This is a genomic window from Antarcticimicrobium sp., from assembly GCF_029212575.1.
Lineage (GTDB): Bacteria > Pseudomonadota > Alphaproteobacteria > Rhodobacterales > Rhodobacteraceae > Antarcticimicrobium.
In genome coordinates, this window is record NZ_JARGPK010000020.1 from 1 (window position 1) to 23,904 (window position 23,904).

Here is a 23,904-nt window from a genome sequence, read left to right on the forward strand (position 1 = left end):
CGGAAAGCGGACGTACATCATCACCGCCAGGCGGATGATCTCGGGGCTCGTTTTGAAATAGCGAAAGGGCGATCGTCTGGTCATCAATGAAAGCTACGAGACCACCCTCCCGGCCTCAAGCCCGGTTTGTCTGACAGTGCCAGGCCAAACGTTCGGCCTGGGTCGGCAGTTGGATGGTCTGTAGGGCGAGGCTACTTCGCATCAGGCTTCCACGCTGAATACCGATGTCACCAAGTTGCGTTTGAACATCGTCGACCACGCGATTGTTGGCTGTGGCGGTAGTACCTAGGATCGGAACGTTGGCAGGCATGCGCTGCAGGATGTTGACGAGACGTCGATAGTCCGGGCGAAAATCATGGCCCCAGTCAGAGATGCAATGCGCCTCATCGACCACAAGCAAACCAATTTGATCTGCAATCGGCAGCAGGACGTTCGAAACGAACTCCTCGTTTGCAAGTCTTTCAGGTGAAACAAGGAGCGCATCCGCCTCGCCATTCCGAACGGCACGCTGAATTTCAGGCCAGGCTTCTCGATTGGTCGAGTTGATCGTGAGCGCGCGAACTCCGAGGCGTTCTGCCGCTTCAATCTGGTTCCGCATCAAGGCCAGGAGTGGAGATACGATAAGCGTCGGACCACGCCCACGGACGCGAATGATGCGCGTCGCAATGAAGTATACCGAGCTCTTTCCCCACCCAGTACGCTGAACGACGAGCAGTCGTTCTCGCCTGTTGACTAGGGCATCAATGGCTTCCCATTGCCCATCGCGAAACTGCGCGGTGGCATCGCCGAGGGCCTGCCTGAGAAGTCCGAGCGCATCGGCGTGATCAGTCACTCATCAATCCTGTCTTGGTCACGAACGGCCACTCTCCAATGGGCGAGCCGCCTTCTTCGCTGTTGATCCTTTTGAAAATAATGCGTAACAGTTCGCACATCCGCTAACAAGCGGATTGACAGGGAGAATAAGCGATGGACCGGTCATGTCTGCCAGCGGTGTGACATTTGGGGAGGCGATCTCGCAGGCCCGCAAGGTACTCGGTCTAAACCAGAAAAAGCTCGCAGAGCGAGTGATGAAAGAAGAGGCTGGTGGCTCGATATCACCTCAGTACCTAAACGATATCGAGCACGATCGACGAAGCCCAACCTCTGATCATCTCATCCGTGAGTTTGCCACCGTGCTCAATGTGGATGAGGGGTACCTATTCGTCCTTGCTGGCAAAATTCCAGATGATTTACGCAAGTCGACAAATGATGCGGAAAGGATAGTAGCGGCGTTCAAGAAGTTCCGTGAGACTCTGACTGAGTGAGTGCGGTTGGGGGCCATCTCTCAAATGGTTACGTAATCGCGCCTTACCCTGTTAAATAGCAAAGCCACCGACAACTCAGACTTTCGCACTACCCCGCACAACCACGCCGCCTTCGAGTGTCTCTAGTTCGCATTGATAGCGGTCGCACCTGCCTCAACTGCGGCGCAATCCATTTTCGGCAAGCATCTGAAAAGAAGGACATTTATGAATGCGTCTCGATTTGGGTGAAGGGCGGGTGAAAAGAGACGCGGGACGTTCGGAGACCGATTTCGGGCCAACGGCCAGTCTCCGAAAGTCGGATGGCCTCGTTAAACCCCTTTGAACCAAAAAGAAAAAAGGCCCACACTGGGACCTCGTCTCGGGTTCGCGAATGGTTTGTGGCGGAGCGGATGGGCCTGAAAGACAACCTTCTCTGCCATCTAACACGTTGTTATATATATTAAACTGTATTCGTAGCCGCAGAATTTCCAGCTTCAGACGGGCGCCCAGGCAAGAAGAGGAAATCGTGCCGAGCCTCCCGAGCAAATAGTCGAACCTCATCGGGCGGAAATCTGTTACTGTCCAGCCAGGGTCCGAGGAAACAAGATGTCGATCACAACCGGATGCGCCGAAGAAGGGCTGGAACTGTTAAGTGTCGGCGTCGGTATTTTTGATCCAGATATGCGGCTTTCCTTCTGCAACTCCGCCTTTCGTTCGTTGCGACAATACCCGGAATCGCTTTGCGTCGCGCAGGTAAGCCTGCAGACCCTGCTGCGGTTCAACGCAGAGCGGGGCGATTTCGGCCCCGGATCAGCCGACGCCCAGGTGGCCGAGCGCATGGCCGAGATCTCTGCCGCCGGCGACCGCCAACTGGAACGCGAAATGGCCAGCGGTCAGATCCTGCAAATCCGCTATCGCCGGACTGCAGCCGGCGGGCTGGTCATCACCTACCAGGACTGCACCGCCGAGAGAGGCGCTGATCGAGCGTTGCGGGCCAGCGAGCAACGCTATGCGCTGGTCTCGGAGGCTGCTGAGGAGGCGATCTACGACTGGCACATCGACGCGAACCGGTTTTTTGCATCGGAACGGCTGCAAGACTTGCTGGGACGGGATTTCCGGACGGACGGAACGCGCAACTGGTCCTGGGAAGACATCATTCATCCGGACGACTTGCAGCGATACAAGGCGGCGCTGGCGCGGCACATTGCGGGCGAGCAACCCCGTTGGCGCTGCGAGTACCGGCTGCGGGATGCCTCCGGTGGTTGGCGCTGGGTGTCCGATCACGGCACCTCTATCCGCGATGACGCGGGGCGGGTCACGAGACTGGTCGCGGCTGTGCGCGACGTTACAGAGCGCGTCGAAAAGGATGCGGCCCTGGCCGCCAGCGAGGAACGCTATGGTCTGGTGACGCAGGCCACCAGTGACGGCATCTATGACTGGAATGTCGACGTCGATGAGGTTTTTCTCTCTGCCAACCTGACCCGGCTGTTCGACTTCGAGGTCAACAGAGGCCCGTCGAGGATGTGGGCCGACCGGCTGCACCCGGACGACCTGCCCGACTACGTCGCCGCGATCAGGGCACATTTCAAGCAGCAGTCCGATGCGGTCGAGATGGACTATCGGGTCCGCGCCAAGGGGGGTGGGCACAGATGGGTGCGCGATCGCGGCGTCGGGGTGCGCGACGATCAGGGTCGCGTGGTGCGTCTGGTCGGTGCGGTGCGCGACATCACCGACATTCGCGATGCCCAGGTCGAACTGGAGCGGACCCGATCGCGGCTGATGGCGTCGCTGGCAACGATTTCGGACGGTATCCTGCTGAGCGACGCCGACGACCGGGTTGAAATGTTCAACGACCGCTATGTCGAGATTTTCCGCGATGCGGCGAGCGGCGCCGACATGTCGGATGTGATCGTCGCCGGACGCTCGTTCTTCGACATGATCCGCGACGGCTATGATCTGGGCATGTTCAAGCCGCATCCAGACGGTGTCGATGCCTGGATCAAGGCGCGCACCGAGGCCTGGGCCAAGCCGGTCGCACGATGGGAACTGGAACTGGCGAACGGAAAATGGATCCTGCTGAACGAACGCCAGATGCCGGACGGCGGCCGGGTGTCGGTCTATACCGACATCACCGAGTTCAAGCGCCGCGAAGACGAGGCCCAGGCCGCCCGGCAGCGGTTCGAAGAAGCCATCGAGGCGATTTCATCCGGGTTCGCCCTGTGGGATGCTGACGACCGGCTGGTCATCGGCAACTCCAGGTATCGCGAGTATTTTGCCGCGCTCGGCGACGCGGTCATGCCCGGTGCCAAATTCACCGACATCATCGCGGCCGGACTGGAGCGCGGGCTGTTCCCCAAGTCGGACGGCGACGTTGCGGGTTACCTTGCGGCAATCGCCGAAAAACGGCTGAAGGCCTGCGGTGAAAGCCGCGAGCAGTTCATCGAAGGCACCTGGCTTCAGATCACCGACCACCGCACCCGCGACGGCGGCATCGTGTCGATTTATACCGACGTGACCGAGTTGAAGACCAAGCAGCTTGAGATCGAGAAACAGTCGACGATCCTGAAATCGACGCTGGAAAACATGGGCCAGGGCATCACCATGGTCGATCGCGACCTGAACACGATGACCTTGAACCAGAAGTTCCTGGAACTGATGGAGTTTCCGGCCGAGAAGTTTCAGCAGGGGTTCACCATGGAACAGGCGTTCCGCTTCAATGCCGAGCGCGGCGAATACGGCCCCGGAGACGTCGAACAACAGGTGCGCAACCGGCTCGAGTTGAGCCGGCAGTTCAAACCGCATCGGTTCGAACGCACCCGCCCCGATGGCAGGATCATCGAAATCGTCGGCAACCCGATCGAAGGCGGTGGGATGGTCGCCACCTACACGGATATCACCGAACGCCAACAGGCCGAGGACTCGCTCAACGCGGCACTGGCCGAATTCAACGCCGTGCTGGACAATATCGACTATGGCGTGCTGTTCATGAGCGCCAGCCCCGAACTGCGCGCGCGCATCGCCAACCGGGCGTTTCGACGGATCTGGGGCTTTCCGCAAAACTTCATCGACCGGAACCCGACGATGCAGGAACTGCTCGAATTCAACAAGGACAACGGCATCTATGCGGTGGCGCCCGAGGATTGGGACGAATGGCTGCAAGGCCGTATCGCCAGCATCCGGGCCGGCGATATCGCCCCGCAGGTGGTGGAGCGGGCCGACGGCATGGTGCTGAGCTATCAGTGCGTCGCGCTGGCCGACGGCGGCCGCATGCTGACCTATTTCGACATCACCGACCTGAAGAACCGCGAGGCGGAGATTTCCCTGGCCAGGGAAGCCGCCGAACAGGCGCTGGACGATCTGAAGACCGCGCAGGCGTCGCTGGTTCATGCGGAAAAGATGGCCAGCCTCGGGCAACTGACCGCCGGCATCGCCCACGAGATCAAGAACCCGCTGAACTTCGTGAACAATTTCGCCAAGCTGTCGGCCGAGATGATGGACGAACTGGCCGAAGTACTGGAAGCGCCGATTGCTAGGCTGGGCGATGATGATCGCGAAGAAGCCGAGGACCTGATCGCCACCGTCAAAGAGAACCTGCTGAAGATCGACCAGCACGGGCGCCGGGCCGACAGCATCGTCAAGAACATGCTGCTGCATTCGCGCGAAGGATCCACCGAGAAGCAGTCGGTGGACCTGAATGCCTTGACCCAGGAGGCGATGAACCTTGCCTATCACGGCGCCCGCGCCGCCGACAAAAGCTTCAACATCGACCTGCAGCTTGATCTGTCGGACGCGGTGGGGCGGGTCGAATGCCTGCCGCAGGATCTGCAAAGGGTGATCCTGAACCTCTGTTCGAACGGCATGTACGAGGCGGTCAAACGCGAGAGATCCGGCGGCGATCCGGCCCGGCTGACTGTCGCGACGGCCCGGCAGGACGGTCGCTATCTGGTCAAGGTGTCCGACAATGGCGGCGGCATTCCGGCCAAGGTGCAGGACAAGGTGTTCAACCCGTTTTTCACGACCAAACCGACCGGCGAAGGCACCGGTCTGGGCCTGTCGATGAGTTTCGATATCATAAAACAGCATGGCGGCGACCTGAGCTTTGATACGGTTCCGGGCGAAGGCACGACTTTCTGCATATCGGTTCCGTTTCAAACCGCAGCCGCTGATCGCTAGGGGGAAGCGATGTTCAAGGTTCTGATGGTCGATGACGAACCGGACGCGGAACATCTGTTCCGACAGAATTTCCGCCGCGAGATTCGCAGGAAGGATTATGAGTTCCTGTTCGCACAAAGCGCCGACCAAGCGTTGCAACTCTTGCAGGACGAAACCTCGCCCGAGGTGATGGCAGTTCTGTCCGATATCAACATGCCCGGTATGACCGGCCTGGACCTGCTGGACGTGGTAAAACGAAGAACGCCGGATCTTACCGTGATCATGATCACCGCCTATGGCGATGCCGGCACCGAAACCGAGGCGCGACGGCGCGGCGCGGCGCGGCTGGTGTCCAAGCCGGTCGATTTCGCCGATCTGAAATCGGAACTGGCCGGCCTGGCCGACCGGACCGCACCATGACCGCGCCGGTCCGCATTCTGGTGGTCGACGACGAACCCGATGTCGAGGCATTGGTGACCCAGAAGTTTCGCCGCGAAATCCGCAAAAAGGAGATGGAGTTCGTGTTTGCGCACGACGGGCAAGAAGCGCTTGACCTGCTGGAAACCGACCGCGACGTGCTGATGGTGCTGTCCGACATCAACATGCCCAGAATGGACGGCCTGACCCTGTTGACCCATCTCGACGAATTGCACCGCGAGCTCAAGACGGTGGTCGTTTCCGCCTATGGCGACATGGACAACATCCGCACCGCGATGAACCGCGGCGCCTTTGACTTCGTGACCAAGCCGATCGAATTCGATGACCTCGAAGCGACCATTCGCAAGACCCTTCTGCATCTCGACGAATTTCGCACCCTGCAGCGAGAAAAAGCCGAAGCCGAACTGGCACGGGCCACGCTGTCGCGGTATTTCTCGCCCAGCGTCGTCAATTCTCTGGCACAGGATGCCAATCTTATGAAACCCGGCGGTGACAGGCGTGAGGCGACGTTTCTGTTCACCGACCTGACCGGGTTCACCAAGCTGGTCGAATCGACCGACCCCGATATCATCGTCGAATTGCTGAACCGCTATATCGACGGAGTCGCCAGGATCGTTTTCGCCAATGACGGCACTGTAATGAAAATCATCGGCGATGCGGTTCAAGCGACCTTCGGGGCGCCGGTGGCACAATCAGACCACGCCGCGCGCGCGGTCAAGAGCGCGCTGGAAATCGATGCCTTCGCGGAAGAATTCCGATCCGACTGGAACGCGCGCGGTATCGCGCTGGGAACCACCCGGATCGGAGTCAATTCGGGCGAAGCGATCATCGGCAATTTCGGCGGCGAGTCGTTTTTTGACTACACCGCGTATGGAGACGCGGTGAACACTGCGGCCCGGCTGGAAAGCGCCAACAAGGTCCTGGGTACCCGGATATGCGTCGGCGTCAGCGTCGCAGGTAATATAGCCGAATTCTCCGGCCGCCCGGCGGGCTTTTTGCTGTTGCCCGGCAAGTTGCAAAGCCTGGAGTCTTTCGAACCCCTGCCGCCAGAGATCGGGGCTTCAGGCCAGATGGAAGCTTACCGGAAAGCCTATGCGCAACTTGCCTCAGGCGATCCTGCGGCAAAACAATCCTTGGCCGCGCTGATGGCGGAACTCCCCGACGACCCGCTGACATTGTTTCATTTGCAGCGCGCTCTTGGCGGGGCGACGGACACGATCGTCGAGATCTCTGGCAAGTAGACCCCCAGACCGCCTGCGCAAAGCTCTGCCAAGCTTCGCGATGAGACCGGAGATCGCCTCACCCCCACCCACACCGTGAAGAACGGCCGGCGCCACCGCTACTATGTCTCCAACCGCCTGATATCGGGCGGGCCCGACCCCTCCGGCTGGCGCTTGCCCGCCGCGAGTTTTGAGCGGGTCGTCGCCGACAGCCTGGCAGACCATTTGAAGGCGCTGGTCAAATCGCATCGCCTGCTTGAAACCCCGGACGCAGTGGCAGCCCTCAGCCTCGAAGCACGCGTCGACACCTTGACCGACACCCTGCGCAGGATACCGGCGACGGCCGCGCCATTGATTGCCGAGGTCCGCGTGACCCGCACCAGCCTGCACGTCACCTGCGACGAGGGCGCCCTGACCGACGGTCTCGGCCTTGCCGCCGGTACCCTCTCTGCCGGCGCCGTCGCATTCGCGTCCCCCTTGACGCTGCGCCGTCGCGGTGTCGAGACACGCATCGTCAGTGGCACGCTCGCCCCGGCCCCGGACCCGGTGCTGCTGCGTACCCTGGCCGCCGCCCATTCCTGGACCCGCGACCTTCATGCCGGGACCCCCATATCCGGGATCACCCGCAAGAGCGGACACTCCGAATCCTTCATCCGCACCCGGGCGCAGCTCGCCTTCCTCTCCCCAAGACTGCAGGCCGCCATCCTCGCCGGCACCCTGCCGCCGGACGTCACCCTCAAGCGCATCCTCGCCAAACCCATCCCCCTCGACTGGGTCGAACAGGACCACCTCTTCGGTCTTCCCGCCGCCTGATCAGTCGTCGAAATCCCTCCGCGCCGCGCACCGTTCTCTTTCCCGAGGGTCGCCCGCGGCGCGAGTCTGTTCACTCAGCGGCCGAAACGCAACCGCGCGCAGGATGCGGTTTCCCTGTAAATTCCCTGTTAATCACCGGCCCGGGGCCGAAAACCGAACCCCCGAACCTGCCTCGCAGAGACTGCGCCCGCAAACTGCCTGTTTCGCGCTGCTCCGAGGCGTCTCTCCAAAAGAGGTCAACCCGCAACCGCCCGAAAACCCGGGCAAAAATCGCGGGAGCGTCGTGATCAGGGGAATACCGGAAGGTGGGTGGCGGGGAGACAGGGATTCGAACCCTGGGAACGCTCTCACGCTCAACGGTTTTCAAGACCGCCGCATTCGACCACTCTGCCACCTCCCCGGCATTGCGGGGTGTAAGCCGCGCGGCAGGCTCAGGCAAGGCCCAAGGGGGAATTCTTGCCGAGCTCGCAGCGCCGTACTTTTCATACCGCCGCCGCCGCGTTATGATCCGCGCAACGGCCGCGGCCCGCCGGCGGGTGGGGCGGCTGCACGACCGGGACAACCGGCACGGGACGACGCGCGCACGCTTGGGGGCGTCGGCCCGCCGACAGGCAAGGAACATGACGATGGATCGAGTATTTCGTGCGATCGGGCACCGGTTTTGTACAACTGGCCGTGGCCTGCGCCTCGCGCTGTTGCTGGGGGCCGCCGGGGCGCTGGCCGGCTGCGAGGAGGGCGCGCAGGTGCCGGGCTTCCTGCAATCCAAGGACGCAGCGGAAGAGAGTGCGCCGGCGCCCGACACCCGCACCAAGCTGGTCGAGCGCGACGTAGAGGCCCCCGAGGTGTTCCAGGTGACCGAGGCCGGGCTCTGGGACGGGCGGCCATCGCTCGGCGGGGTCTGGGTCGCGCACCCGGACGTCAAGGATCCCGAGCGCGTGATCATCCGCAATTCCGCCAACGGCAAATTCGTGATCGGCGCGCTGTTCCGCCGGGAACGCGCGATTCCGGGCCCCCGTATCCAGGCCTCCTCCGATGCCGCCGCGGCGTTGGGCATGCTGGCCGGCGCGCCGGTCAAGCTGAACGTGACGGCGCTGCGCCGCGAAACCGTGGAACCGGAGCCCGACCCCGAGGACAAGGCGCAAGACGCCCCCGCGGCCCCCGCCGATGTCGAGCAGAGCACGCTGGACCCGGTCGCCGGTGCGGCCGCCGCGATCGAAGCCGCCGAACCGAAAACAAAGCCGAAGGCCAAGCAAACGCCCGAACCCGCGAAACCGGCCGCGGCCCCGCCCGCCAAGCAGAAGCCATCCGCGCTGGACAAACCCTTTATCCAGATCGGCATCTTCAGCGTGAAGGCCAACGCCGAGCGGACCGCCGACCAGATGCGCGGTTCCGGCATGGTGCCCACCGTCCGCGAACAGCAGCTGAACGGAAAGCAGTTCTGGCGCGTCGTCGTCGGCCCGGCGCGGAACAAGTCGGAACGCACCGCCCTGTTGAAGAAAGTGAAGGAAACCGGATTCTCGGATGCTTATGCCGTCACCAACTGACCCCCGCCTGTCCCGGGTCGCCGGGGCGCTGCGCCTGACCCTTGTCGCGCTGGCCGCCACGCTGTTCGCCCTGCCCGCGCTGGCCTTCGAGACGCGCGGCAGCGCGGCCTATGTTCTCGATGTCGGCACCGGCACGGTGCTGCTGTCGAAGGATGCGGATCAGCCGCGGCCGCCGGCCTCGATGTCCAAGCTGATGACGCTCTACGTCGCCTTCGAGGCGCTGCGCGACGGGCGGCTGACGCTGGACGAACGGCTGCCGGTCAGCCAGCACGCGATGAGTTACAGGGGCTCGACCATGTTCCTCGACACCACCGACCGGGTCCGGGTCGAGGATCTGCTGCGCGGCATCATCGTGCTCAGCGGAAACGATGCCTGCGCGGTAATCGCCGAGGCGCTGAGCCCCGATGGCACCGAGGCCGGCTTTGCCCGCTACATGACCGAGCGGGCACACCAGATCGGCATGGCGAATTCGACCTTCGCCAATTCCAACGGCTGGCCCGCCGCCGGGCACCTGATGTCGGTCAAAGATCTGGCGGTTCTGGCCAACCGCATCATCACCGATTTCCCCGAATACTACCCGCTGTTCTCGGAAACCGAGTTTGCCTTCGACGGCCGCGCCCCCTCGAACACGCATAACCGCAACCCTCTGCTGGGGCTGGGGATCGGCGCCGACGGGCTCAAGACCGGCCACACCCAGGAGGCCGGTTTCGGCTTGGTCGGATCCGCCAGGCAAGGCGACCGCCGGGTGATTTTCGTGATCTCCGGCCTCGCCAGCAAGGAGGCGCGCGCCGACGAGGCCGAGGCCGTGGTTAACTGGTCGTTTCGCCAATTTGCCGAAAAGACCGTCCTCGCCGCCGAAACACCGGTCGCTCGGGCCCCGGTCTTCATGGGACGCGAGCCAGAGGTAGATCTGGTGGCAACCGAGGACGTGAAGACCATTCTGCCCGCGCTCGCCGGGTCCGAGATCGCCGCCGAGGTGATCTATGGCGGCCCGATCCACGCGCCGGTCGCCAGGGGACAGCAACTGGCCGAACTGGTGTTCGCCCCCGGCGGGCTGGCCGAGGTGCGCCATCCGCTGGTGGCCGCGCGCGACGTTCCGGTCGGCGGCTTCCTGGTGCGGGTGCAGACCGCGGCCAAGGCGCTGATCGCCCGGTTCCTCAGCGGCCCCGCGGAGGCGATGTGAGCGCGCCGGGGCGTTTCATCACCTTCGAGGGGATCGACGGCTCCGGCAAATCCACCCAGGCCCGCCGCCTGGCCGAGGCGCTGCGCGCCGAGGGGCGCCAGGTCGTGCTGACCCGCGAACCCGGCGGCTCGCTCGGCGCCGAGGAGATCCGGCGCCTGGTGCTGGAGGGCGATCCGGACCGCTGGTCGGCGGAAACCGAGATCCTGCTGTTCACCGCCGCCCGCCGCGACCACCTGGAACGCACCATCACCCCGGCGTTGGCCGCCGGAAAAATCGTGATCTGCGACCGGTTCGCCGACAGCACAAGGATGTACCAGGGCCTCTCGCGCGGCGATCTGCGCGCGCTGGTTGACCAGTTGCACGCGCTGATGATCGGGCGCGAGCCGGACCTGACCCTGCTGATCGACCTCGACCCCGACACCGGGCTGGCCCGCGCCAAGGGCCGCCAGGGCCACGAGGAACGGTTCGAGGATTTCGGCCCCGAGTTGCAGCGACGCATGCGCGCCGGTTTCCTTGCCCTGGCCGAGGAGTTCGCCCCCCGGTTCCGCGTCATCGACGGCGCCCGCGACGAGGCAGAGGTGGCGCGCGACGTGCTGGCCCGCGTGCGCGAGGCACTGGCATGACCGATACACTCCCGCCCCCCGACCAGATCGAAGGCGCGCCGCATCCGCGCGAGACCGCGCGGCTGTTCGGACAGGACGCCGCCGAGGCCGCCTTCCTGTCGGCCTTCAACGCCGGGCGGCTGCATCACGGCTGGCTGCTGACCGGCCCGCGCGGCGTCGGCAAGGCGACGCTGGCCTGGCGCATCGCGCGCTTTCTGCTGGCCACGCCCGACGCCGAAGATGACGGGCTGTTCGGCGCCCCGCCCCCGCCCGAAACGCTGGACGTGGACCCCGAGCATCCGGTCGCGCACCGGCTGCTGGCCGGCTCCGATCCCGGGCTGGCCAGCATCACCCGCAGCGTCAACGAGAAAACCGGGCGGATGCGCGACGAGATCGTGGTGGACGACATCCGCGCGCTCAACCGCTTCTTCGGGCTCTCGGCGGCCGATGGCGGGCGCCGCGTGGTGATCGTGGATTGCGCCGACGAGATGAACGTGAGCGCGGCCAACGCCCTGTTGAAAATGCTGGAGGAGCCGCCCGCGCGCACCACGCTGCTGCTGATCTCGCACCGGCCCTCGGGGCTCCTGCCGACAATCCGCTCGCGTTGCCGCACCCTGCGCCTGTCTCCGCTCGGGCCCGAGGACATGCGTGCCGCGCTGGAACAGGCCGGGGCCGAACCGCCCGAGCAGGCCGAGCATCTCGCGGCGCTGGCCGCCGGCTCGGTCGGCGCGGCGCTGCGGCTCACTGCCCTGGGCGGGCTGCGGATCTATGCCGAACTTATGGCGGTGCTGAACAGCCTGCCCCGGCTCGACCGCCAACGCGCGCTGGCGCTGGCCGAGGCCGCCGCCCAGCGCGGCGCGGCCGACCGCTTCGACCTGCTGCTGGACCTGATCGACACCGCGCTGGTGCGGCTGGCCCGCACCGGGGCGACCGGCCAGCCCCCGGTGCCGGAGGCGGCCAGCGGTGAGGCCGAGATCCTCGCCCGGCTCTCGCCCGGCCCGGACCGCGCCCGCGCCTGGGCCGATGCGGCGGCCGAGATCACCGCCCGCAGCCGCCACGGACGGGCGGTCAACCTTGACCCTGCCGCCCTTGTCCTAGATACGGTTTTCAAGATGCAGAAGACCGCCGCGGGCTGAGCCCGGCCCAGGGAGGCAGCGGCGCGCAGGAACCGAGCAGAAGCCGATGACCGAGACCACTCAGATCCAGCCGCAGATCACCGACAGCCATTGCCACCTCGACTTTCCCGATTTCGAGGGGCAGATCGGCACCATCATCGCCCGCGCCCGCACCGCTGGCGTCACCCGCATGGTGACGATCTGCACCCGGCTGCGCAACGAGCCCGCCGTGCGCGCCATCGCCGAGGCGCATGACCCGGTGTTCTACGCCGCCGGCACCCATCCGATGAGCGCGGCCGAAGAGCCGATGGCCACGGTCGAGGACCTCGTCGCGCTGGCCAATCACCCCAAATTCGTCGGCATCGGCGAAACCGGGCTGGATTACCACTACACCGCCGAAAGCGCCGAGGTGCAGCAGCAAAGCCTGCGCCTGCACATCGAGGCGTGCCGCCAGACCGGGCTGCCGTTGATCATCCACGCCCGCGCCGCCGATGACGACATGGCCCGCATCCTCGCCGAGGAACACCGCAACGGCGCCTATTCCTGCGTCATGCACTGCTTTTCCTCGTCTGCCGCGCTGGCAACGGCGGCGCTCGACCTGGGGTTCTACCTCTCGATGTCGGGCATCGCCACCTTCCCCAGATCGACAGAGCTGCGCGGGATCTTCGCCGCCGCCCCGCTCGACCGCATCCTGGTGGAAACCGACGCCCCCTACCTTGCCCCGCCGCCACATCGCGGCAAGCGCAACGAACCCGCCTTTGCCGCCCATACCGCCCGCGTCGGCGCCGAGGTGTTCGGCCTCGGTTACGCAGAGTTCGCGGCGCAGACCCAGCGCAACTTCGACCGCCTCTTTACCAAGGCCGCCGCCAACCGGGCGGTCGCGTGATGGGAGAGCTGCGCTACACCATCCTCGGCTGCGGCTCCTCGGGGGGGGTGCCACGGCTGGGTGGGCACTGGGGCGATTGCGACCCTGAGAACCCGCGCAACCGCCGCCGCCGCTGCTCGCTTCTGGTCGAGCGCGACGGGCCGGAGGGCACCACCAGCGTGCTGATCGACACCAGCCCCGACATGCGCGACCAACTGCTTGACACCCGCACCGGGCGGCTTGACGGGGTGGTCTACACCCATTCCCACGCCGACCACATGCACGGCATCGACGACCTGCGCATGATCGTGTTCAACATGCGTGCCCGGGTGCCGGTCTGGGCCGACGGCGACACGCAAGAGGCGCTGCTGGGCCGGTTCGGCTATGCCTTCGTCCAGCCCGAGGGCTCGCCCTATCCGCCGATCCTCGATCTGCGCACCATCAAGGGCGCGTTCGAGATCGACGGCCCCGGTGGCCCGATCCCGTTCCTGCCGTTCCGCGTCGGCCACGGCTCGATCGACGCGCTGGGGTTCCGCATCGGCGGGCTGGCCTATCTGCCCGACGTGGCCGAGATCTATGACAAGGCATGGGAGGCACTGCAGGGGCTCGATGTCTGGGTGCTCGACACCCTGCGCCGCAGCCCGCACCCGACCCATTCGCATTTCACCCAATCGCTGGAGTGGATCGCGCGGGCCGGGCCGAAACGCGCCGTGCTCACCAACATGCATATCGACCTGGATTACGACACGGTCGCGGCCGAAACCCCGGATCACATCACCCCGGCCCATGACGGCATGGTGATCCGCCTGCCCGCCCCCGCGCCGTGACCCGAGGCACCCCCCAGCCCCGCCCGCAGGCGCCCGCCCGATGCTCCAGACCCTGATTGACGTCATCCTGCCGGTCTTCCTGGTGATCGGCGCGGGCTATGCCGCCACCCGGGCGGGGTATCTGGCCAGCGGCCATATCGACGGGCTGATGCGCTTTGCCCAGAGCTTCGCGGTGCCCTGCCTGCTGTTCGCGGCGATCTCGCATATCGACCTGAGGGCCGGGTTCGACCCACGCCTGCTGATCAGCTTCTACACCGGGGCGCTCACCTGTTTCGGCCTGGGCATCCTTGGCGCGCGCGTGTTCTTTCAACGCGAGTGGGAGGATTGCATCGCCATCGGCTTTGCCTGCCTGTTCTCCAACTCGGTGCTGATGGGCCTGCCGATCACCGAGCGCGCCTACGGGCCCGACAACCTTGTCGGCAACTATGCCATCATCGCCTTTCACTCGCCGTTCTGCTATGGCGTCGGCATCACCGCGATGGAGATCGTGCGCAATCGCGGCAACGGCGGCGGCCGCATGGCGCGCGCGGTGCTGACGGCCATGTTCCGCAACACGCTGATCCTCGCGATCCTGCTGGGCTTCGTCGTCAACCTCACCGGCCTGCCCCTGCCCGGCACCGTCGAGGATGCGCTGGCGCTGATCATCCGGGCCGCACTTCCCACCGCGCTCTTCGCGCTGGGCGGCGTGCTGGTGCAGTACCGGCCGGAGGGCGACCTGCGCGCCATCCTCATGGTCTGCGTGCTGGCGCTGCTGGTGCACCCGGCGATCACCTGGACCCTGGGCCGCAGCCTGTCGGTGCCGCCGGACCTGTTCCGCTCGGGCGTGCTGACCTCGGCGATGGCGCCGGGGGTCAACGCCTATATCTTCGCCAACATCTATGGCCGGGCCAAGCGCGTCGCCGCCTCCTCGGTGCTGATCGCCACCGGCGCCTCGCTGTTTACCGTCTGGCTCTGGCTTTACGTGCTGGGATAAGGGCGCCGGGCCAAACTGCGTCAAGCTGCCTCGCCCGTCTGCCGCTTGACTTGCCCCCGGCTGCCTGCCAAATGAGCGTCACACCATAACCCGCAACCGGGCGTTCCGTGGGCGCCAAACCGACGAGGAGTGCCAGACATGGCCCAGATCTCACTCACCTTTCCCGATGGCAATGCGCGCAAGGTCGACGCCGGCATCACGCCCGCGCAGGTCGCTGCCGACATCTCGACCTCGCTGGCCAAGAAGGCGATCAGCGCCACGGTCAACGGCCGGCACTGGGATCTGCAATGGCCCATCGAGGCCGACGCCGAGATCGCCATCCACACCATGAAGGACGAGCCGCAGGCGCTGGAACTGATCCGCCACGACCTGGCCCATATCATGGCCCGCGCCGTGCAGGAAATCTGGCCGGCCACCAAGGTCACCATCGGCCCGGTGATCGAGAACGGCTGGTACTATGATTTCGACCGGGAAGAGCCCTTTACGCCCGAGGATCTGGGCGCAATCGAAAAGAAGATGAAGGAAATCATCAACCGCCGCGACCCGGTCACCACCGAGATCTGGGAACGCGCCCGCGCCATCGAGTATTACAACGCCAACAACGAGCCCTATAAGGTCGAGCTGGTCGAGGCGATCCCCGGCAACGAGCCGCTGCGCATGTACTGGCACGGCCACTGGCAGGATCTCTGCCGCGGCCCGCACCTGCAGAACACCGGCCAGGTGCCCGGCGACGCCTTCAAGCTGATGAGCATCGCCGGCGCCTACTGGCGCGGCGACAGCAACCGCGCGATGCTGCAACGGATCTACGGCGTGGCCTTCCAGAACAAGGAAAAGCTCAAGGCGCACCTGCACATGCTGGAGGAGGCCGCCAAGCGCGACCACCGCAAGCTGGGCCGCGAAATGGACCTCTTTCACATGCAGGAAGAGGCCCCCGGCCAGGTGTTCTGGCACCCCAACGGCTGGACCGTCTACACCACCCTGCAGGATTACATGCGCCGCCAGCAGAAACGCGGCGGCTATGTCGAGGTGAACACCCCGCAGGTGGTCGACCGCAAGCTGTGGGAAGCCTCGGGCCACTGGGAGAAGTACCAGGAGCACATGTTCATCGTCGAGGTCGACGAGGAACACGCGCGCGAGAAATCGGTCAATGCGCTGAAACCGATGAACTGCCCCTGCCACGTGGAGATCTTCAAGCGGGGGCTGAAATCCTACCGCGACCTGCCCCTGCGCATGGCCGAATTCGGGTCGTGCAACCGCTATGAACCTTCGGGTGCGCTGCACGGGATCATGCGCGTGCGCGGCTTTACCCAGGACGATGCGCATATCTTCTGCGAAGAGGATCAGATCGCCTCGGAAACCGAGAAGTTCATCAATTTCCTCAGCGGCATCTACAGCGATCTCGGCTTTCCCAGCTACAAGATCAAGTTCTCTGACCGCCCCGACATGCGGGCGGGTTCGGACGAGGTCTGGGACCGCGCCGAGGAGGCTCTGCTCTCGGCCACCCGCAAGATCACCAATGACATCGAGCTGAACCCGGGCGAAGGCGCCTTTTACGGGCCCAAGCTGGAGTTCGTGCTGACCGATGCCATCGGGCGCGACTGGCAATGCGGCACGCTGCAGGTGGATTTCGTCCTGCCCGAACGGCTGGACGCCACCTATATCGGCGCCGACGGGGCCAAGCACCGCCCGGTCATGCTGCACCGCGCCACACTGGGCAGTTTCGAACGCTTCATCGGCATCCTGATCGAGGAACACGCCGGCAAGCTGCCTTTCTGGCTGGCGCCACGTCAGGTCGTGGTCGCCTCGATCACCTCGGAGGCGGACGATTACGTGCGCGAGGTGGTGGCGCAACTGCAGGCCGCCGGTGTCCGCGCCGAGGCCGACATCCGCAACGAGAAGATCAACTACAAGGTCCGCGAGCATTCCGTGGGCAAGGTGCCGGTGATCCTCGCCATCGGTCACCGCGAGGTCGAGGAGCGCACGGTTTCGCTCCGTCGCCTGGGCGAGAAGCAGACCAGAGTTCAATCGCTCGAAGATGTTACAAAGGCCCTCGGGCGCGAGGCGACCCCGCCCGATCTTCTGTAACATTTCCCGCCTCGATCCCGCGCCCCGGCCCAAGAAAATGGGTCGGGGCGCAGTATTTTCGGGGATTTCCACGGTTTCCAGCGCCTGAAAAGTCCGTTTCGGTCACATGCTCTGACGCGGGCGTGACCCACGCCGACGTGAATTCACCGCAGCGCCATCCGCGCGCTACAGTCTTCCCACGACTTGGACCCCACTTGCGTGAAACAGAGGAGACTCGCAATGAACACCACCATCAAAACCCTTGCCGTTGCCGGCGCCGTCGCCGCGGCCATGACTGCGGCCACCAGCCCCAGCGCCTCAGCCCAGGCCAAGGAAAAATGCTATGGCGTGTCGATGGCCGGTCAGAACGACTGCGCCGCCGGACCCGGCACCACCTGCGCCGGCACCTCCAAGGTCGATTACCAGGGCAACTCCTGGAAACTGGTCGACGAGGGCACCTGTACCGCGATGGAACTGCCCGCGATGGCCGACGGCTCCGCGCGCATGGGCTCGCTGGAACCGCTGGAGCGCGACATACCGGCCTCCTGAGCTCTATTCCGGGCGGTGCGCGCCGTCGCGCCGCCCGGTTTCCTTTCCCGCAGGAGACTCCCCATGCTGGACCAGACCGCCCGCCCCTCGCGCCTGCCCCATGCCGCCGGCGTGGGCTACAAGCCGCAGCATTTCGCGGCCTTGGCCGCCGACCCCGGTGCGGTGGGCTGGCTGGAGATCCACGCCGAGAACTACATGGGCGATGGCGGCCGACCGATGGCGCAACTGCGCCACCTGGCCGAGCGCTTCGCGATTTCCGTACATGGCGTCGGCCTGTCGATCGGCGGCGAGGGGGCGCTCGATCCCGATCACCTGGCGCGACTTAAGCACCTGTGTGACTGGCTGAACCCGGCCAGCTTTTCCGAACACCTGGCCTGGTCCACCCACGACAGCGCCTTTCTGAACGACCTGCTTCCCCTGCCCTATACCGACACCACGCTGGCGCGTGTCGTCGAGCACATCGACCAGGTCCAAACCGCACTGGGCCGCCGCATGCTGCTGGAAAACCCCTCCAGCTACCTCGCCTTCGCCGAAAGCACCTGGGCCGAGCCCGATTTCCTGGCCGAAATCGCCCGCCGCACCGGCTGCGGGCTGCTGCTGGACGTCAACAACGTTTTTGTCTCGGCCACCAACCTGGGGTTCTCGCCGCAGGGCTATATCGACGCCTTTCCGCTCGCTGCGGTGGGCGAGATTCACCTCGGCGGGCACGACGAACAATCCGACGACCACGGCGCGCCGCTCCTGATCGACAGTCACGGGCGCGCGGTCGCCGACCCGGTCTGGGCGCTGCTCGATTACACCCTGGCCCGTTCCGGCCCGCGCCCGGTGCTGATCGAATGGGACACCGACGTGCCCGACTGGCCGGTGCTGGAGGGTGAGGCCGCCCGCGCCCACGCCGCGCTGCAACAGGTGCCCGCATGAGGGTCACCCAGTCCGAGTTCCGCGCCGCACTGATCGACGCGCGCCTGCCGGCCCCCGAAGGGTTGCACGATGGTGCGGCACGCCCCGCCGGCCGCCGCTTCGACGTCTATCGCAACAACGTCGCCGTCTCGCTGACCGAGGCGCTGCACGAGGGGTTCCCGGTGATCGCCCGCCTGCTGGGCAAGACCAACATGGACGGGCTTGCCGGGATGTTCCTGCGCGCGCACCCGCCGCAATCGCCCCTGATGATGCACTATGGCGACGGCTTCCCGGAGTTCCTCGCCGGGCTCGAACAGCTGTCTCACCTGGGCTACCTGCCCGATGTCGCCCGGCTCGAACTGGCGCTGCGGCGCGCCTACCACGCCGCCGATGCCGCCCCCCTCGACCCGGTTCGCCTGGCGCAGGTTGCGCCCGAGGATCTGCTCGGCGCGCGCCTCGGCTTCGCCCCCGCCGCCACCCTGTTGCGCTCGCCCTGGCCAATCTACGACATCTGGCGTTTCAACACCGAGCCCGACGCGCCGAAACCGCGTGCGGTGGCGCAGGACGTGCTGATCACCCGCCCGGACTTCGATCCCGCACCGCACCCCCTGCCCCCCGGCGCGGCGGCCTGGATCGCAGCCCTTATGGCCGGCGAAACCTGGTCGGCGGCCGACGACGACGCCCGCGCCGATGAGCCCGACTTCGATCCCGCCGCCCCGCTGACCCTGCTGATCCAGGGCGGCGCGATCACCCAACTGACGCTGAAAGGATAACCCGATGCAGGCGCTGCTCCGGCTCCACAACATGGTTTTCGACGCGCTCGACCGCTCCGCCGGCACATGGCTGTTGCCGCTGCTGGCGCGCCTCACCTTCGCCGCCACGCTGCTTGTCTATTACTGGAACTCGGCGTCGACCAAGCTGGGCGATGGCGTGCTCGGCCTGTTCCGCCCCTCGGTCGGGGCCTATGCGCAGATCTTTCCGCAGCAGTTGGAGGCGGCGGGCTATGACGCCGGCCAGCTCTCGATCCTGCACTGGCTGATGGTGGTCGCCGGCACCTGGGCCGAATTCCTGCTGCCGGCGCTGATCGTGCTGGGGCTGGCCACTAGGCTCGCCGCGCTGGGCATGATCGGTTTCGTCACGCTGCAATCGCTGACCGACATCTACGGCCACGGGCAAAGCGACGCCGCCACCATCGGCGCCTGGTTCGACCGGTTTCCGGACGGCGTGATCCTCGACCAGCGGCTGTTCTGGGGCTTCACCCTGGCCTACCTGGTGGTCCGGGGCGCCGGCGCCGTCTCGCTCGACGCGCTGCTGCGGCAGCGCGCTGTTCCGGCCATGGCCTGACCGCCCCTTTCCGGCGCGCCCTAGAAATGCGCCTTGGGCTCGTCGGGTTTGCCGGCGGCCAGCGCCAGCACCCCGCCCAGACCGACGAAGGCAATCGGGAACATGGTGAAGACGTTGAAGCCAAAGGCGTAATACATCCCCGCCGTCGACAGCAGCATCAACACCCCGCCCCAGAGCGCCCGGGCCCGCGCCATCGCGCCCCCGGCGATCGCCAGCAGCGGCGACAACAGCGAGGCGGTGCGGATCACCTCGACGCGGGCGACCTGTTCGGCCAGCCCCTCGATCTCACCGAAATGCTCCACCGCCTGGGTGTAGCCATAGCTGAAAAAGCCCACGATCATGCCGACGATCCCGCCGATCAGACCCAGGACAAGGGCCGCGTTGCGCATCTGGTCTCTCCTGTCGTTTGCCCCGACATAAGCGCAAGCTCAGTCAACGCCAAGCCCCGCGCGCACCTCCGGCCCCCAGCCGAGGCTGAGCGTGCCGCCCGCGTCGATCAGCGGCCGCTTCATCAAGGCCGGGTGCGCGGTGAGCAACTCCAGCGGGTCGCCGGCGCGCTCCGACTCGCTCAGACCCCGCCAGGTGGTCGAGCGGGTGTTGAGCAGCTTTGCCCCGAACTGCGCGTAGGCCGCGCGAAGCACCGCCTCCGGCACCGCCTCGGCACGGAGATCGACGAACGCCGCATCCGGAAGGGATTTCAACGCCTTACGGCAGGTATCGCAGGTTTTCAGCCCGTAAAGGATCATCTCTCGCCCCCTTGCCCGCCTGCCGAAATATCCGGCGCGCGGCGGAAAATCACCCCCTTTTTCTTGATTTTTACATTGGCCGTGCAATCCTGAGGCCGCGCCGCCGCCGATCGGACACCCGCCTATGACACCATATGCCGGTACTGCGTTGAGACCGGCCGCGCCCCCGCGCAGATGCGGCGCGCGGGGACAAGTGCAAGTCAGAAGGAGACACGGGACATGCCGAGTGGCACCGTGAAATGGTTCAATACCACCAAGGGTTATGGCTTCATCGCGCCGGACGATGGCGGCAAGGATGTGTTCGTGCACATCTCGGCCGTCGAGCGATCCGGGCTGACCGGGCTGGCCGACAATCAGAAAGTGGCCTACGAATTGCAGGATGGACGGGACGGCCGACAGATGGCCGCGGATCTGAAACCCCTCTAAATTCAGACACGCATTCCGCCCCTCCCGGCCCCGCGCCGGGGCGGGCCCTGGGCCGCGCGCAGCAGCTCCTGCGTCCGCGCACAGCGCCGCCCGCCGTGAAAGGTCTCGAGCAGGGCGGCAAATTCCGGCCCGCCGTCGGCGGCCTCAAAGAGGGTGGCCGAGGAGCGCAGCTTCATCGCATCCACCGGCCCGAGGATCGCCTCGGGCGCGGTGCCCGCATGGCCCAGCAGGGCGCGGGCGCAGGCGGTCAGCCGCGGGCCGAGCACCGGATCGGCAAGAAAGGCACGCGCCTCGGCCAGATCCGCCAGCCCGTAATACTGCGCCGTGGCCGACCGCCCCAGCCCGCGCAACTGGGGAAAGACGAACCACATCCAGTGGGCGGCCTTTGCCCCGGCGGCAAGCTCCGCCAGCGCGGTGTCATAGGTGGTGGACTGGGCCTGATGGAAGCGGGAGAGATCGGGCATGAGGGGAGTGTAGCGCAAAGCCCGCCACGTCAAAAGCAGCTCCTCGGACCGAAGCCCGAGCGCGGAATCAAGGCCGCAGGCCGCCGCGCCAGCGCCGGACCGGTCCCGCGGTCTGGCGCTCTGCCAATCTCAGCGCTCCGATAAGAGGGAGTCCGAACCCGGCCGGGATAAAGCGCGCCGATCAGAGGGGGCAGCGCCAGCCCCCGGTCCGGCGCTGGCTGGGGTTGGGGTGTGGGGGTTCGGGAGGCACAACATATGCGTCAGGCATGTGTTATTTTTTCGGATGAAACCTCATAAAACGACAAGAACAGTTCTTACTGTCCCGTCGAGATCGGTAAAGTGCTTCGTGGTAGCATTTCCACGATGTTGTTAGTAGAAGCTCCGGAGTTGTCGCCCGCCTTGACATATCCAGTATCATGCAACTGGAAAATGGCAGCCGCAGCGTGAGACAAAACAGTATCGCGCGCTTCAGGTGTTCCACTGGCCTCCACCAACGCTCGATATGTCATCAACGCATTCTGTCTATGTCGATTTACTATCGCATTATGCCTATTAGACAGAAAGTTCTTTGAGCATAAGAAGAGAAGAAAAGTCAGAACAAAGAAAACCAGCAATTTCGCCGTTATTACCTGAAATGTTTCGAAGCTGGATTTAGGGGCCAGCCAACTCCATTTATGAATAAACAGCGTCAATGCTCCGTACACACCAACGCCTGCAGCCGTCCACAAGGTCCACTTTCGCCAAAATTCAGCCAGAGCTTCATGCGTATCAGCTTCTTCTTTAAAATACTTGGCCTGCTGGACAACCCCTTGCTCAGCGGCAGCCTTTTGAGCTGCATCAAGAGCCAGTTCAGCTTGCTGCTTATTCTCTTCAAGTTCCGCCAAAATGCGATCAGTTTGATCTCTAATCGCTTGGATGGTGCCACGCGCTTGTCGTTCTAAATTGGCGAAATCTACCGTTTTTGCCATTGCGAAAGATACCAGCGAGTGTAGTTTGGTGAATGCTGGCTGTATCTGAGAACGCACTTTGTCTATTAATGCTTTTCTTCGGTTTTCTACATCTCCCTCGGAAAGGCTGAATGACAAAATTTCAGAAAATAGGTTATACGCGGCATCCGAGATGCTCTTTATTTGGTTCAGCTCATTGTCTGGAAAAAGCTCCAGGGTACTCGAAGGTATTTGTTGGAAGATCCCCAAAAGTGCGCGAGCAGGCTCGAGAACTTCTTCGAAACTATTTTCAGAACCTAACCGCGTTTTCTGCTCTAGACTCTCTACATTAAACTCTTGAACCCTTGACAAAGACTCAATCGCCTCTTGAAGAACATCTTCGTTCTGCAGCTCGCCACTAGCCATCCAAAACCTCCATAAACTCCCGCCATTCCCGCTTGGACAGGCCGGAGCTTTCCTGGCTCACCTCCTCACCCTTCACCATCCGGCGAATGCAATCAAGGGCGGTGGCCGACAGCGTGGCACCCCCCAGGCGGTAATCCTCGAAGGCGCGATAGGCCGCCGGCACCCAGTCCGCCACGATCTTGCAGATCTCGTCGGCATAGACGCGGATCTCGTATTGCGCGTGGGCATCGGCGCGCAGCCGCAGGAAGTGGAACAGGTTGTGCAGGTCCACCTTCCAGTACCACTGGGTATAGATGTTGGCGGGCAGGTTCATCCGCGCCAGTTCGCGCGCCAGCCCCTGCTGGCCGTCGTCGGAGATCATCGCCTGGTAATTGTCATAGGCCCGGGCGCTGTCGGCCTTGAGGATCTCCAGCACCCGCGCGGCCTCCTCCCCCTCCAGCGTCTCGCCCCGGCCCTGGTTGTTGACGGTGGACTGCGCCGCCACATGCTCCGGCGCCGGGATGTAGAACTCCCGGTCGAGGATCGAGTAGCGCGCCGAATATTCGTTGACGTTGGCGGTGCGGTGACGGATCCACTGGCGGGCGACGAAGACCGGCAGTTTCACATGCAGCTTGATCTCGCACATCTCGAAGGGGGTCGAATGCCAGTGCCGCATCAGATAGCGGATCAACCCCTCGTCATTGCTGACCGATTTGGTGCCCTTGCCGTAGGACACCCTTGCGGCCTGGCAGATCGCCGCGTCGTCGCCCATGTAGTCGATGACGCGCACAAACCCGTGGTCAAGAACGGGATAGGCGGTATAAAGATGATCCTCCATCCCCGGCGCCACCGCGCGCAGGGTGGGCTGCGGGGCGGCGCGCAGCTCGGCGATCTCGGCCTCTTGCTCGGGCGACAGCGGCATGGCGGGTTCCTTTCACTACATGAGTCGCGGACCCCCACATATTGCAGAATAACCCGCATCCACCGCAACATCCGGTATTGCATTTGCGCCATTTTTACCCGGCACGGCCGCGTCCGGGTGTATTGATCATTGACTTTTCGCCC

The 23,904-nt window shown here is 64.6% G+C and carries 24 protein-coding genes, 1 tRNA gene and 1 pseudogene; 18 read left to right on the forward strand and 8 right to left on the reverse strand.

The annotated features are described in order from the left end of the window. Window positions 1-84, reverse strand: a pseudogene (locus P1U75_RS03625) (IS6 family transposase); the annotation flags it as partial. A 31-nt stretch (window positions 85-115) separates the two neighbouring features. After that, a complete protein-coding gene (locus P1U75_RS03630; protein ID WP_300239934.1) occupies window positions 116-832 on the reverse strand; it encodes a DEAD/DEAH box helicase in 717 nt (238 codons plus the stop codon). A gap of 145 nt (window positions 833-977) precedes the next feature. On the opposite strand from P1U75_RS03630, the gene P1U75_RS03635 reads away from it, so the two are divergent. The 5 genes from P1U75_RS03635 (at window position 978) to P1U75_RS03655 (ending at window position 7,906) form a co-directional block, all read left to right on the forward strand. Then, window positions 978-1,304 (forward strand): helix-turn-helix transcriptional regulator, encoded by a 327-nt coding sequence (locus tag P1U75_RS03635; RefSeq protein WP_300239935.1) that lies wholly within the window; start codon window positions 978-980, stop codon window positions 1,302-1,304. 585 nt (window positions 1,305-1,889) lie between these two features. Further along, a complete protein-coding gene (locus tag P1U75_RS03640) occupies window positions 1,890-5,456 on the forward strand; it encodes a PAS-domain containing protein (protein ID WP_300239937.1) in 3,567 nt (1,188 codons plus the stop codon). A gap of 9 nt (window positions 5,457-5,465) precedes the next feature. Beyond that, window positions 5,466-5,855, forward strand: a complete 390-nt coding sequence (locus P1U75_RS03645; protein ID WP_300239940.1) for a response regulator — start codon at window positions 5,466-5,468, stop codon at window positions 5,853-5,855. Then, on the forward strand, window positions 5,852-7,114 hold the full coding sequence (locus tag P1U75_RS03650) for an adenylate/guanylate cyclase domain-containing protein (protein ID WP_300239942.1): 1,263 nt from the start codon (window positions 5,852-5,854) through the stop codon (window positions 7,112-7,114). The genes P1U75_RS03645 and P1U75_RS03650 overlap by 4 nt, the downstream gene beginning before the upstream one ends. Before the next feature lie 75 nt (window positions 7,115-7,189). Continuing rightward, on the forward strand, window positions 7,190-7,906 hold the full coding sequence (locus P1U75_RS03655; protein WP_300239945.1) for a hypothetical protein: 717 nt from the start codon (window positions 7,190-7,192) through the stop codon (window positions 7,904-7,906). Between the two features lie 310 nt (window positions 7,907-8,216). On the opposite strand, the gene P1U75_RS03660 is transcribed toward P1U75_RS03655, so the two are convergent. Next, window positions 8,217-8,306 (reverse strand) — tRNA-Ser (locus P1U75_RS03660). Between the two features lie 226 nt (window positions 8,307-8,532). On the opposite strand from P1U75_RS03660, the gene P1U75_RS03665 reads away from it, so the two are divergent. The 12 genes from P1U75_RS03665 (at window position 8,533) to P1U75_RS03720 (ending at window position 19,872) form a co-directional block, all read left to right on the forward strand. Then, complete coding sequence (locus tag P1U75_RS03665; RefSeq protein ID WP_300239948.1) at window positions 8,533-9,450, forward strand: SPOR domain-containing protein; 918 nt, start codon at window positions 8,533-8,535, stop codon at window positions 9,448-9,450. Then, the gene (locus P1U75_RS03670) at window positions 9,434-10,633 is read left to right on the forward strand and encodes a D-alanyl-D-alanine carboxypeptidase family protein (protein WP_300240057.1); all 1,200 of its coding nucleotides are present in this window, start codon (window positions 9,434-9,436) and stop codon (window positions 10,631-10,633) included. The genes P1U75_RS03665 and P1U75_RS03670 overlap by 17 nt, the downstream gene beginning before the upstream one ends. After that, complete coding sequence (gene tmk / locus P1U75_RS03675; RefSeq protein WP_300239951.1) at window positions 10,630-11,256, forward strand: dTMP kinase; 627 nt, start codon at window positions 10,630-10,632, stop codon at window positions 11,254-11,256. Before P1U75_RS03670 ends, tmk begins: the two co-directional genes overlap by 4 nt. Further along, the gene (locus P1U75_RS03680; protein WP_300239954.1) at window positions 11,253-12,371 is read left to right on the forward strand and encodes a DNA polymerase III subunit delta'; all 1,119 of its coding nucleotides are present in this window, start codon (window positions 11,253-11,255) and stop codon (window positions 12,369-12,371) included. The genes tmk and P1U75_RS03680 overlap by 4 nt, the downstream gene beginning before the upstream one ends. A 46-nt stretch (window positions 12,372-12,417) precedes the next feature. Then, entirely contained in the window at window positions 12,418-13,236 is an 819-nt protein-coding gene (locus P1U75_RS03685) for a TatD family hydrolase (protein WP_300239956.1), read from the forward strand. Beyond that, window positions 13,236-14,042 (forward strand): MBL fold metallo-hydrolase, encoded by an 807-nt coding sequence (locus P1U75_RS03690; protein WP_300239959.1) that lies wholly within the window; start codon window positions 13,236-13,238, stop codon window positions 14,040-14,042. The genes P1U75_RS03685 and P1U75_RS03690 overlap by 1 nt, the downstream gene beginning before the upstream one ends. A gap of 40 nt (window positions 14,043-14,082) precedes the next feature. Next, entirely contained in the window at window positions 14,083-15,015 is a 933-nt protein-coding gene (locus P1U75_RS03695) for an AEC family transporter (protein ID WP_300239961.1), read from the forward strand. Window positions 15,016-15,153: 138 nt separating this feature from the next. Next, on the forward strand, window positions 15,154-17,100 hold the full coding sequence (gene thrS, locus P1U75_RS03700; RefSeq protein ID WP_300239963.1) for a threonine--tRNA ligase: 1,947 nt from the start codon (window positions 15,154-15,156) through the stop codon (window positions 17,098-17,100). A 219-nt stretch (window positions 17,101-17,319) separates the two neighbouring features. Next, window positions 17,320-17,628, forward strand: a complete 309-nt coding sequence (locus P1U75_RS03705; protein ID WP_300239965.1) for a DUF2282 domain-containing protein — start codon at window positions 17,320-17,322, stop codon at window positions 17,626-17,628. Between the two features lie 63 nt (window positions 17,629-17,691). Further along, the gene (locus P1U75_RS03710) at window positions 17,692-18,549 is read left to right on the forward strand and encodes a DUF692 domain-containing protein (RefSeq protein WP_300239967.1); all 858 of its coding nucleotides are present in this window, start codon (window positions 17,692-17,694) and stop codon (window positions 18,547-18,549) included. Further along, window positions 18,546-19,301 (forward strand): DNA-binding domain-containing protein, encoded by a 756-nt coding sequence (locus P1U75_RS03715; protein ID WP_300239969.1) that lies wholly within the window; start codon window positions 18,546-18,548, stop codon window positions 19,299-19,301. The genes P1U75_RS03710 and P1U75_RS03715 overlap by 4 nt, the downstream gene beginning before the upstream one ends. Before the next feature lie 4 nt (window positions 19,302-19,305). Further along, window positions 19,306-19,872, forward strand: coding sequence for a DoxX family protein (locus P1U75_RS03720; protein ID WP_300239972.1), 567 nt, complete (start codon window positions 19,306-19,308; stop codon window positions 19,870-19,872). A gap of 20 nt (window positions 19,873-19,892) precedes the next feature. Here P1U75_RS03720 and P1U75_RS03725 read toward each other — a convergent pair whose 3' ends face one another. Both P1U75_RS03725 and P1U75_RS03730 read right to left on the reverse strand, forming a co-directional pair. Then, complete coding sequence (locus P1U75_RS03725) at window positions 19,893-20,261, reverse strand: hypothetical protein (RefSeq protein WP_300239975.1); 369 nt, start codon at window positions 20,259-20,261, stop codon at window positions 19,893-19,895. Window positions 20,262-20,300: 39 nt separating this feature from the next. Beyond that, window positions 20,301-20,618, reverse strand: coding sequence for an ArsC/Spx/MgsR family protein (locus P1U75_RS03730; protein ID WP_300239978.1), 318 nt, complete (start codon window positions 20,616-20,618; stop codon window positions 20,301-20,303). 219 nt (window positions 20,619-20,837) lie between these two features. Here P1U75_RS03730 and P1U75_RS03735 point away from each other — a divergent pair, with 219 nt between their 5' ends. Continuing rightward, window positions 20,838-21,044: a cold-shock protein gene (locus P1U75_RS03735; protein ID WP_133361575.1), complete on the forward strand. Its 207-nt coding sequence runs from the start codon at window positions 20,838-20,840 to the stop codon at window positions 21,042-21,044. Between the two features lie 2 nt (window positions 21,045-21,046). On the opposite strand, the gene P1U75_RS03740 is transcribed toward P1U75_RS03735, so the two are convergent. The 3 genes from P1U75_RS03740 to thyX form a co-directional block, all read right to left on the reverse strand. Then, the gene (locus P1U75_RS03740; RefSeq protein ID WP_300239984.1) at window positions 21,047-21,508 is read right to left on the reverse strand and encodes a DUF1810 family protein; all 462 of its coding nucleotides are present in this window, start codon (window positions 21,506-21,508) and stop codon (window positions 21,047-21,049) included. A 314-nt stretch (window positions 21,509-21,822) separates the two neighbouring features. Further along, window positions 21,823-22,860: a hypothetical protein gene (locus tag P1U75_RS03745; protein WP_300239987.1), complete on the reverse strand. Its 1,038-nt coding sequence runs from the start codon at window positions 22,858-22,860 to the stop codon at window positions 21,823-21,825. After that, a complete protein-coding gene (gene thyX / locus P1U75_RS03750) occupies window positions 22,853-23,761 on the reverse strand; it encodes an FAD-dependent thymidylate synthase (protein WP_300239989.1) in 909 nt (302 codons plus the stop codon). Before thyX ends, P1U75_RS03745 begins: the two co-directional genes overlap by 8 nt. Window positions 23,762-23,904: the final 143 nt, after the last annotated feature.

What these genes read in the sequence shown, in the direction of transcription:
- P1U75_RS03635 (WP_300239935.1), top strand. Translation starts at nt 978, where the DNA reads ATGTCTGCCAGCGGTGTGACATTTGGGGAGGCGATCTCGCAGGCCCGC.
- P1U75_RS03640 (WP_300239937.1), top strand. Translation starts at nt 1,890, where the DNA reads ATGTCGATCACAACCGGATGCGCCGAAGAAGGGCTGGAACTGTTAAGT.
- P1U75_RS03645 (WP_300239940.1), top strand. Translation starts at nt 5,466, where the DNA reads ATGTTCAAGGTTCTGATGGTCGATGACGAACCGGACGCGGAACATCTG.
- P1U75_RS03650 (WP_300239942.1), top strand. Translation starts at nt 5,852, where the DNA reads ATGACCGCGCCGGTCCGCATTCTGGTGGTCGACGACGAACCCGATGTC.
- P1U75_RS03665 (WP_300239948.1), top strand. Translation starts at nt 8,533, where the DNA reads ATGGATCGAGTATTTCGTGCGATCGGGCACCGGTTTTGTACAACTGGC.
- P1U75_RS03670 (WP_300240057.1), top strand. Translation starts at nt 9,434, where the DNA reads ATGCCGTCACCAACTGACCCCCGCCTGTCCCGGGTCGCCGGGGCGCTG.
- P1U75_RS03680 (WP_300239954.1), top strand. Translation starts at nt 11,253, where the DNA reads ATGACCGATACACTCCCGCCCCCCGACCAGATCGAAGGCGCGCCGCAT.
- P1U75_RS03685 (WP_300239956.1), top strand. Translation starts at nt 12,418, where the DNA reads ATGACCGAGACCACTCAGATCCAGCCGCAGATCACCGACAGCCATTGC.
- P1U75_RS03690 (WP_300239959.1), top strand. Translation starts at nt 13,236, where the DNA reads ATGGGAGAGCTGCGCTACACCATCCTCGGCTGCGGCTCCTCGGGGGGG.
- P1U75_RS03695 (WP_300239961.1), top strand. Translation starts at nt 14,083, where the DNA reads ATGCTCCAGACCCTGATTGACGTCATCCTGCCGGTCTTCCTGGTGATC.
- thrS (WP_300239963.1), top strand. Translation starts at nt 15,154, where the DNA reads ATGGCCCAGATCTCACTCACCTTTCCCGATGGCAATGCGCGCAAGGTC.
- P1U75_RS03705 (WP_300239965.1), top strand. Translation starts at nt 17,320, where the DNA reads ATGAACACCACCATCAAAACCCTTGCCGTTGCCGGCGCCGTCGCCGCG.
- P1U75_RS03710 (WP_300239967.1), top strand. Translation starts at nt 17,692, where the DNA reads ATGCTGGACCAGACCGCCCGCCCCTCGCGCCTGCCCCATGCCGCCGGC.
- P1U75_RS03715 (WP_300239969.1), top strand. Translation starts at nt 18,546, where the DNA reads ATGAGGGTCACCCAGTCCGAGTTCCGCGCCGCACTGATCGACGCGCGC.
- P1U75_RS03720 (WP_300239972.1), top strand. Translation starts at nt 19,306, where the DNA reads ATGCAGGCGCTGCTCCGGCTCCACAACATGGTTTTCGACGCGCTCGAC.
- P1U75_RS03725 (WP_300239975.1), bottom strand. Translation starts at nt 20,261, where the DNA reads ATGCGCAACGCGGCCCTTGTCCTGGGTCTGATCGGCGGGATCGTCGGC.
- P1U75_RS03730 (WP_300239978.1), bottom strand. Translation starts at nt 20,618, where the DNA reads ATGATCCTTTACGGGCTGAAAACCTGCGATACCTGCCGTAAGGCGTTG.
- P1U75_RS03735 (WP_133361575.1), top strand. Translation starts at nt 20,838, where the DNA reads ATGCCGAGTGGCACCGTGAAATGGTTCAATACCACCAAGGGTTATGGC.
- P1U75_RS03740 (WP_300239984.1), bottom strand. Translation starts at nt 21,508, where the DNA reads ATGCCCGATCTCTCCCGCTTCCATCAGGCCCAGTCCACCACCTATGAC.
- P1U75_RS03745 (WP_300239987.1), bottom strand. Translation starts at nt 22,860, where the DNA reads ATGGCTAGTGGCGAGCTGCAGAACGAAGATGTTCTTCAAGAGGCGATT.
- thyX (WP_300239989.1), bottom strand. Translation starts at nt 23,761, where the DNA reads ATGCCGCTGTCGCCCGAGCAAGAGGCCGAGATCGCCGAGCTGCGCGCC.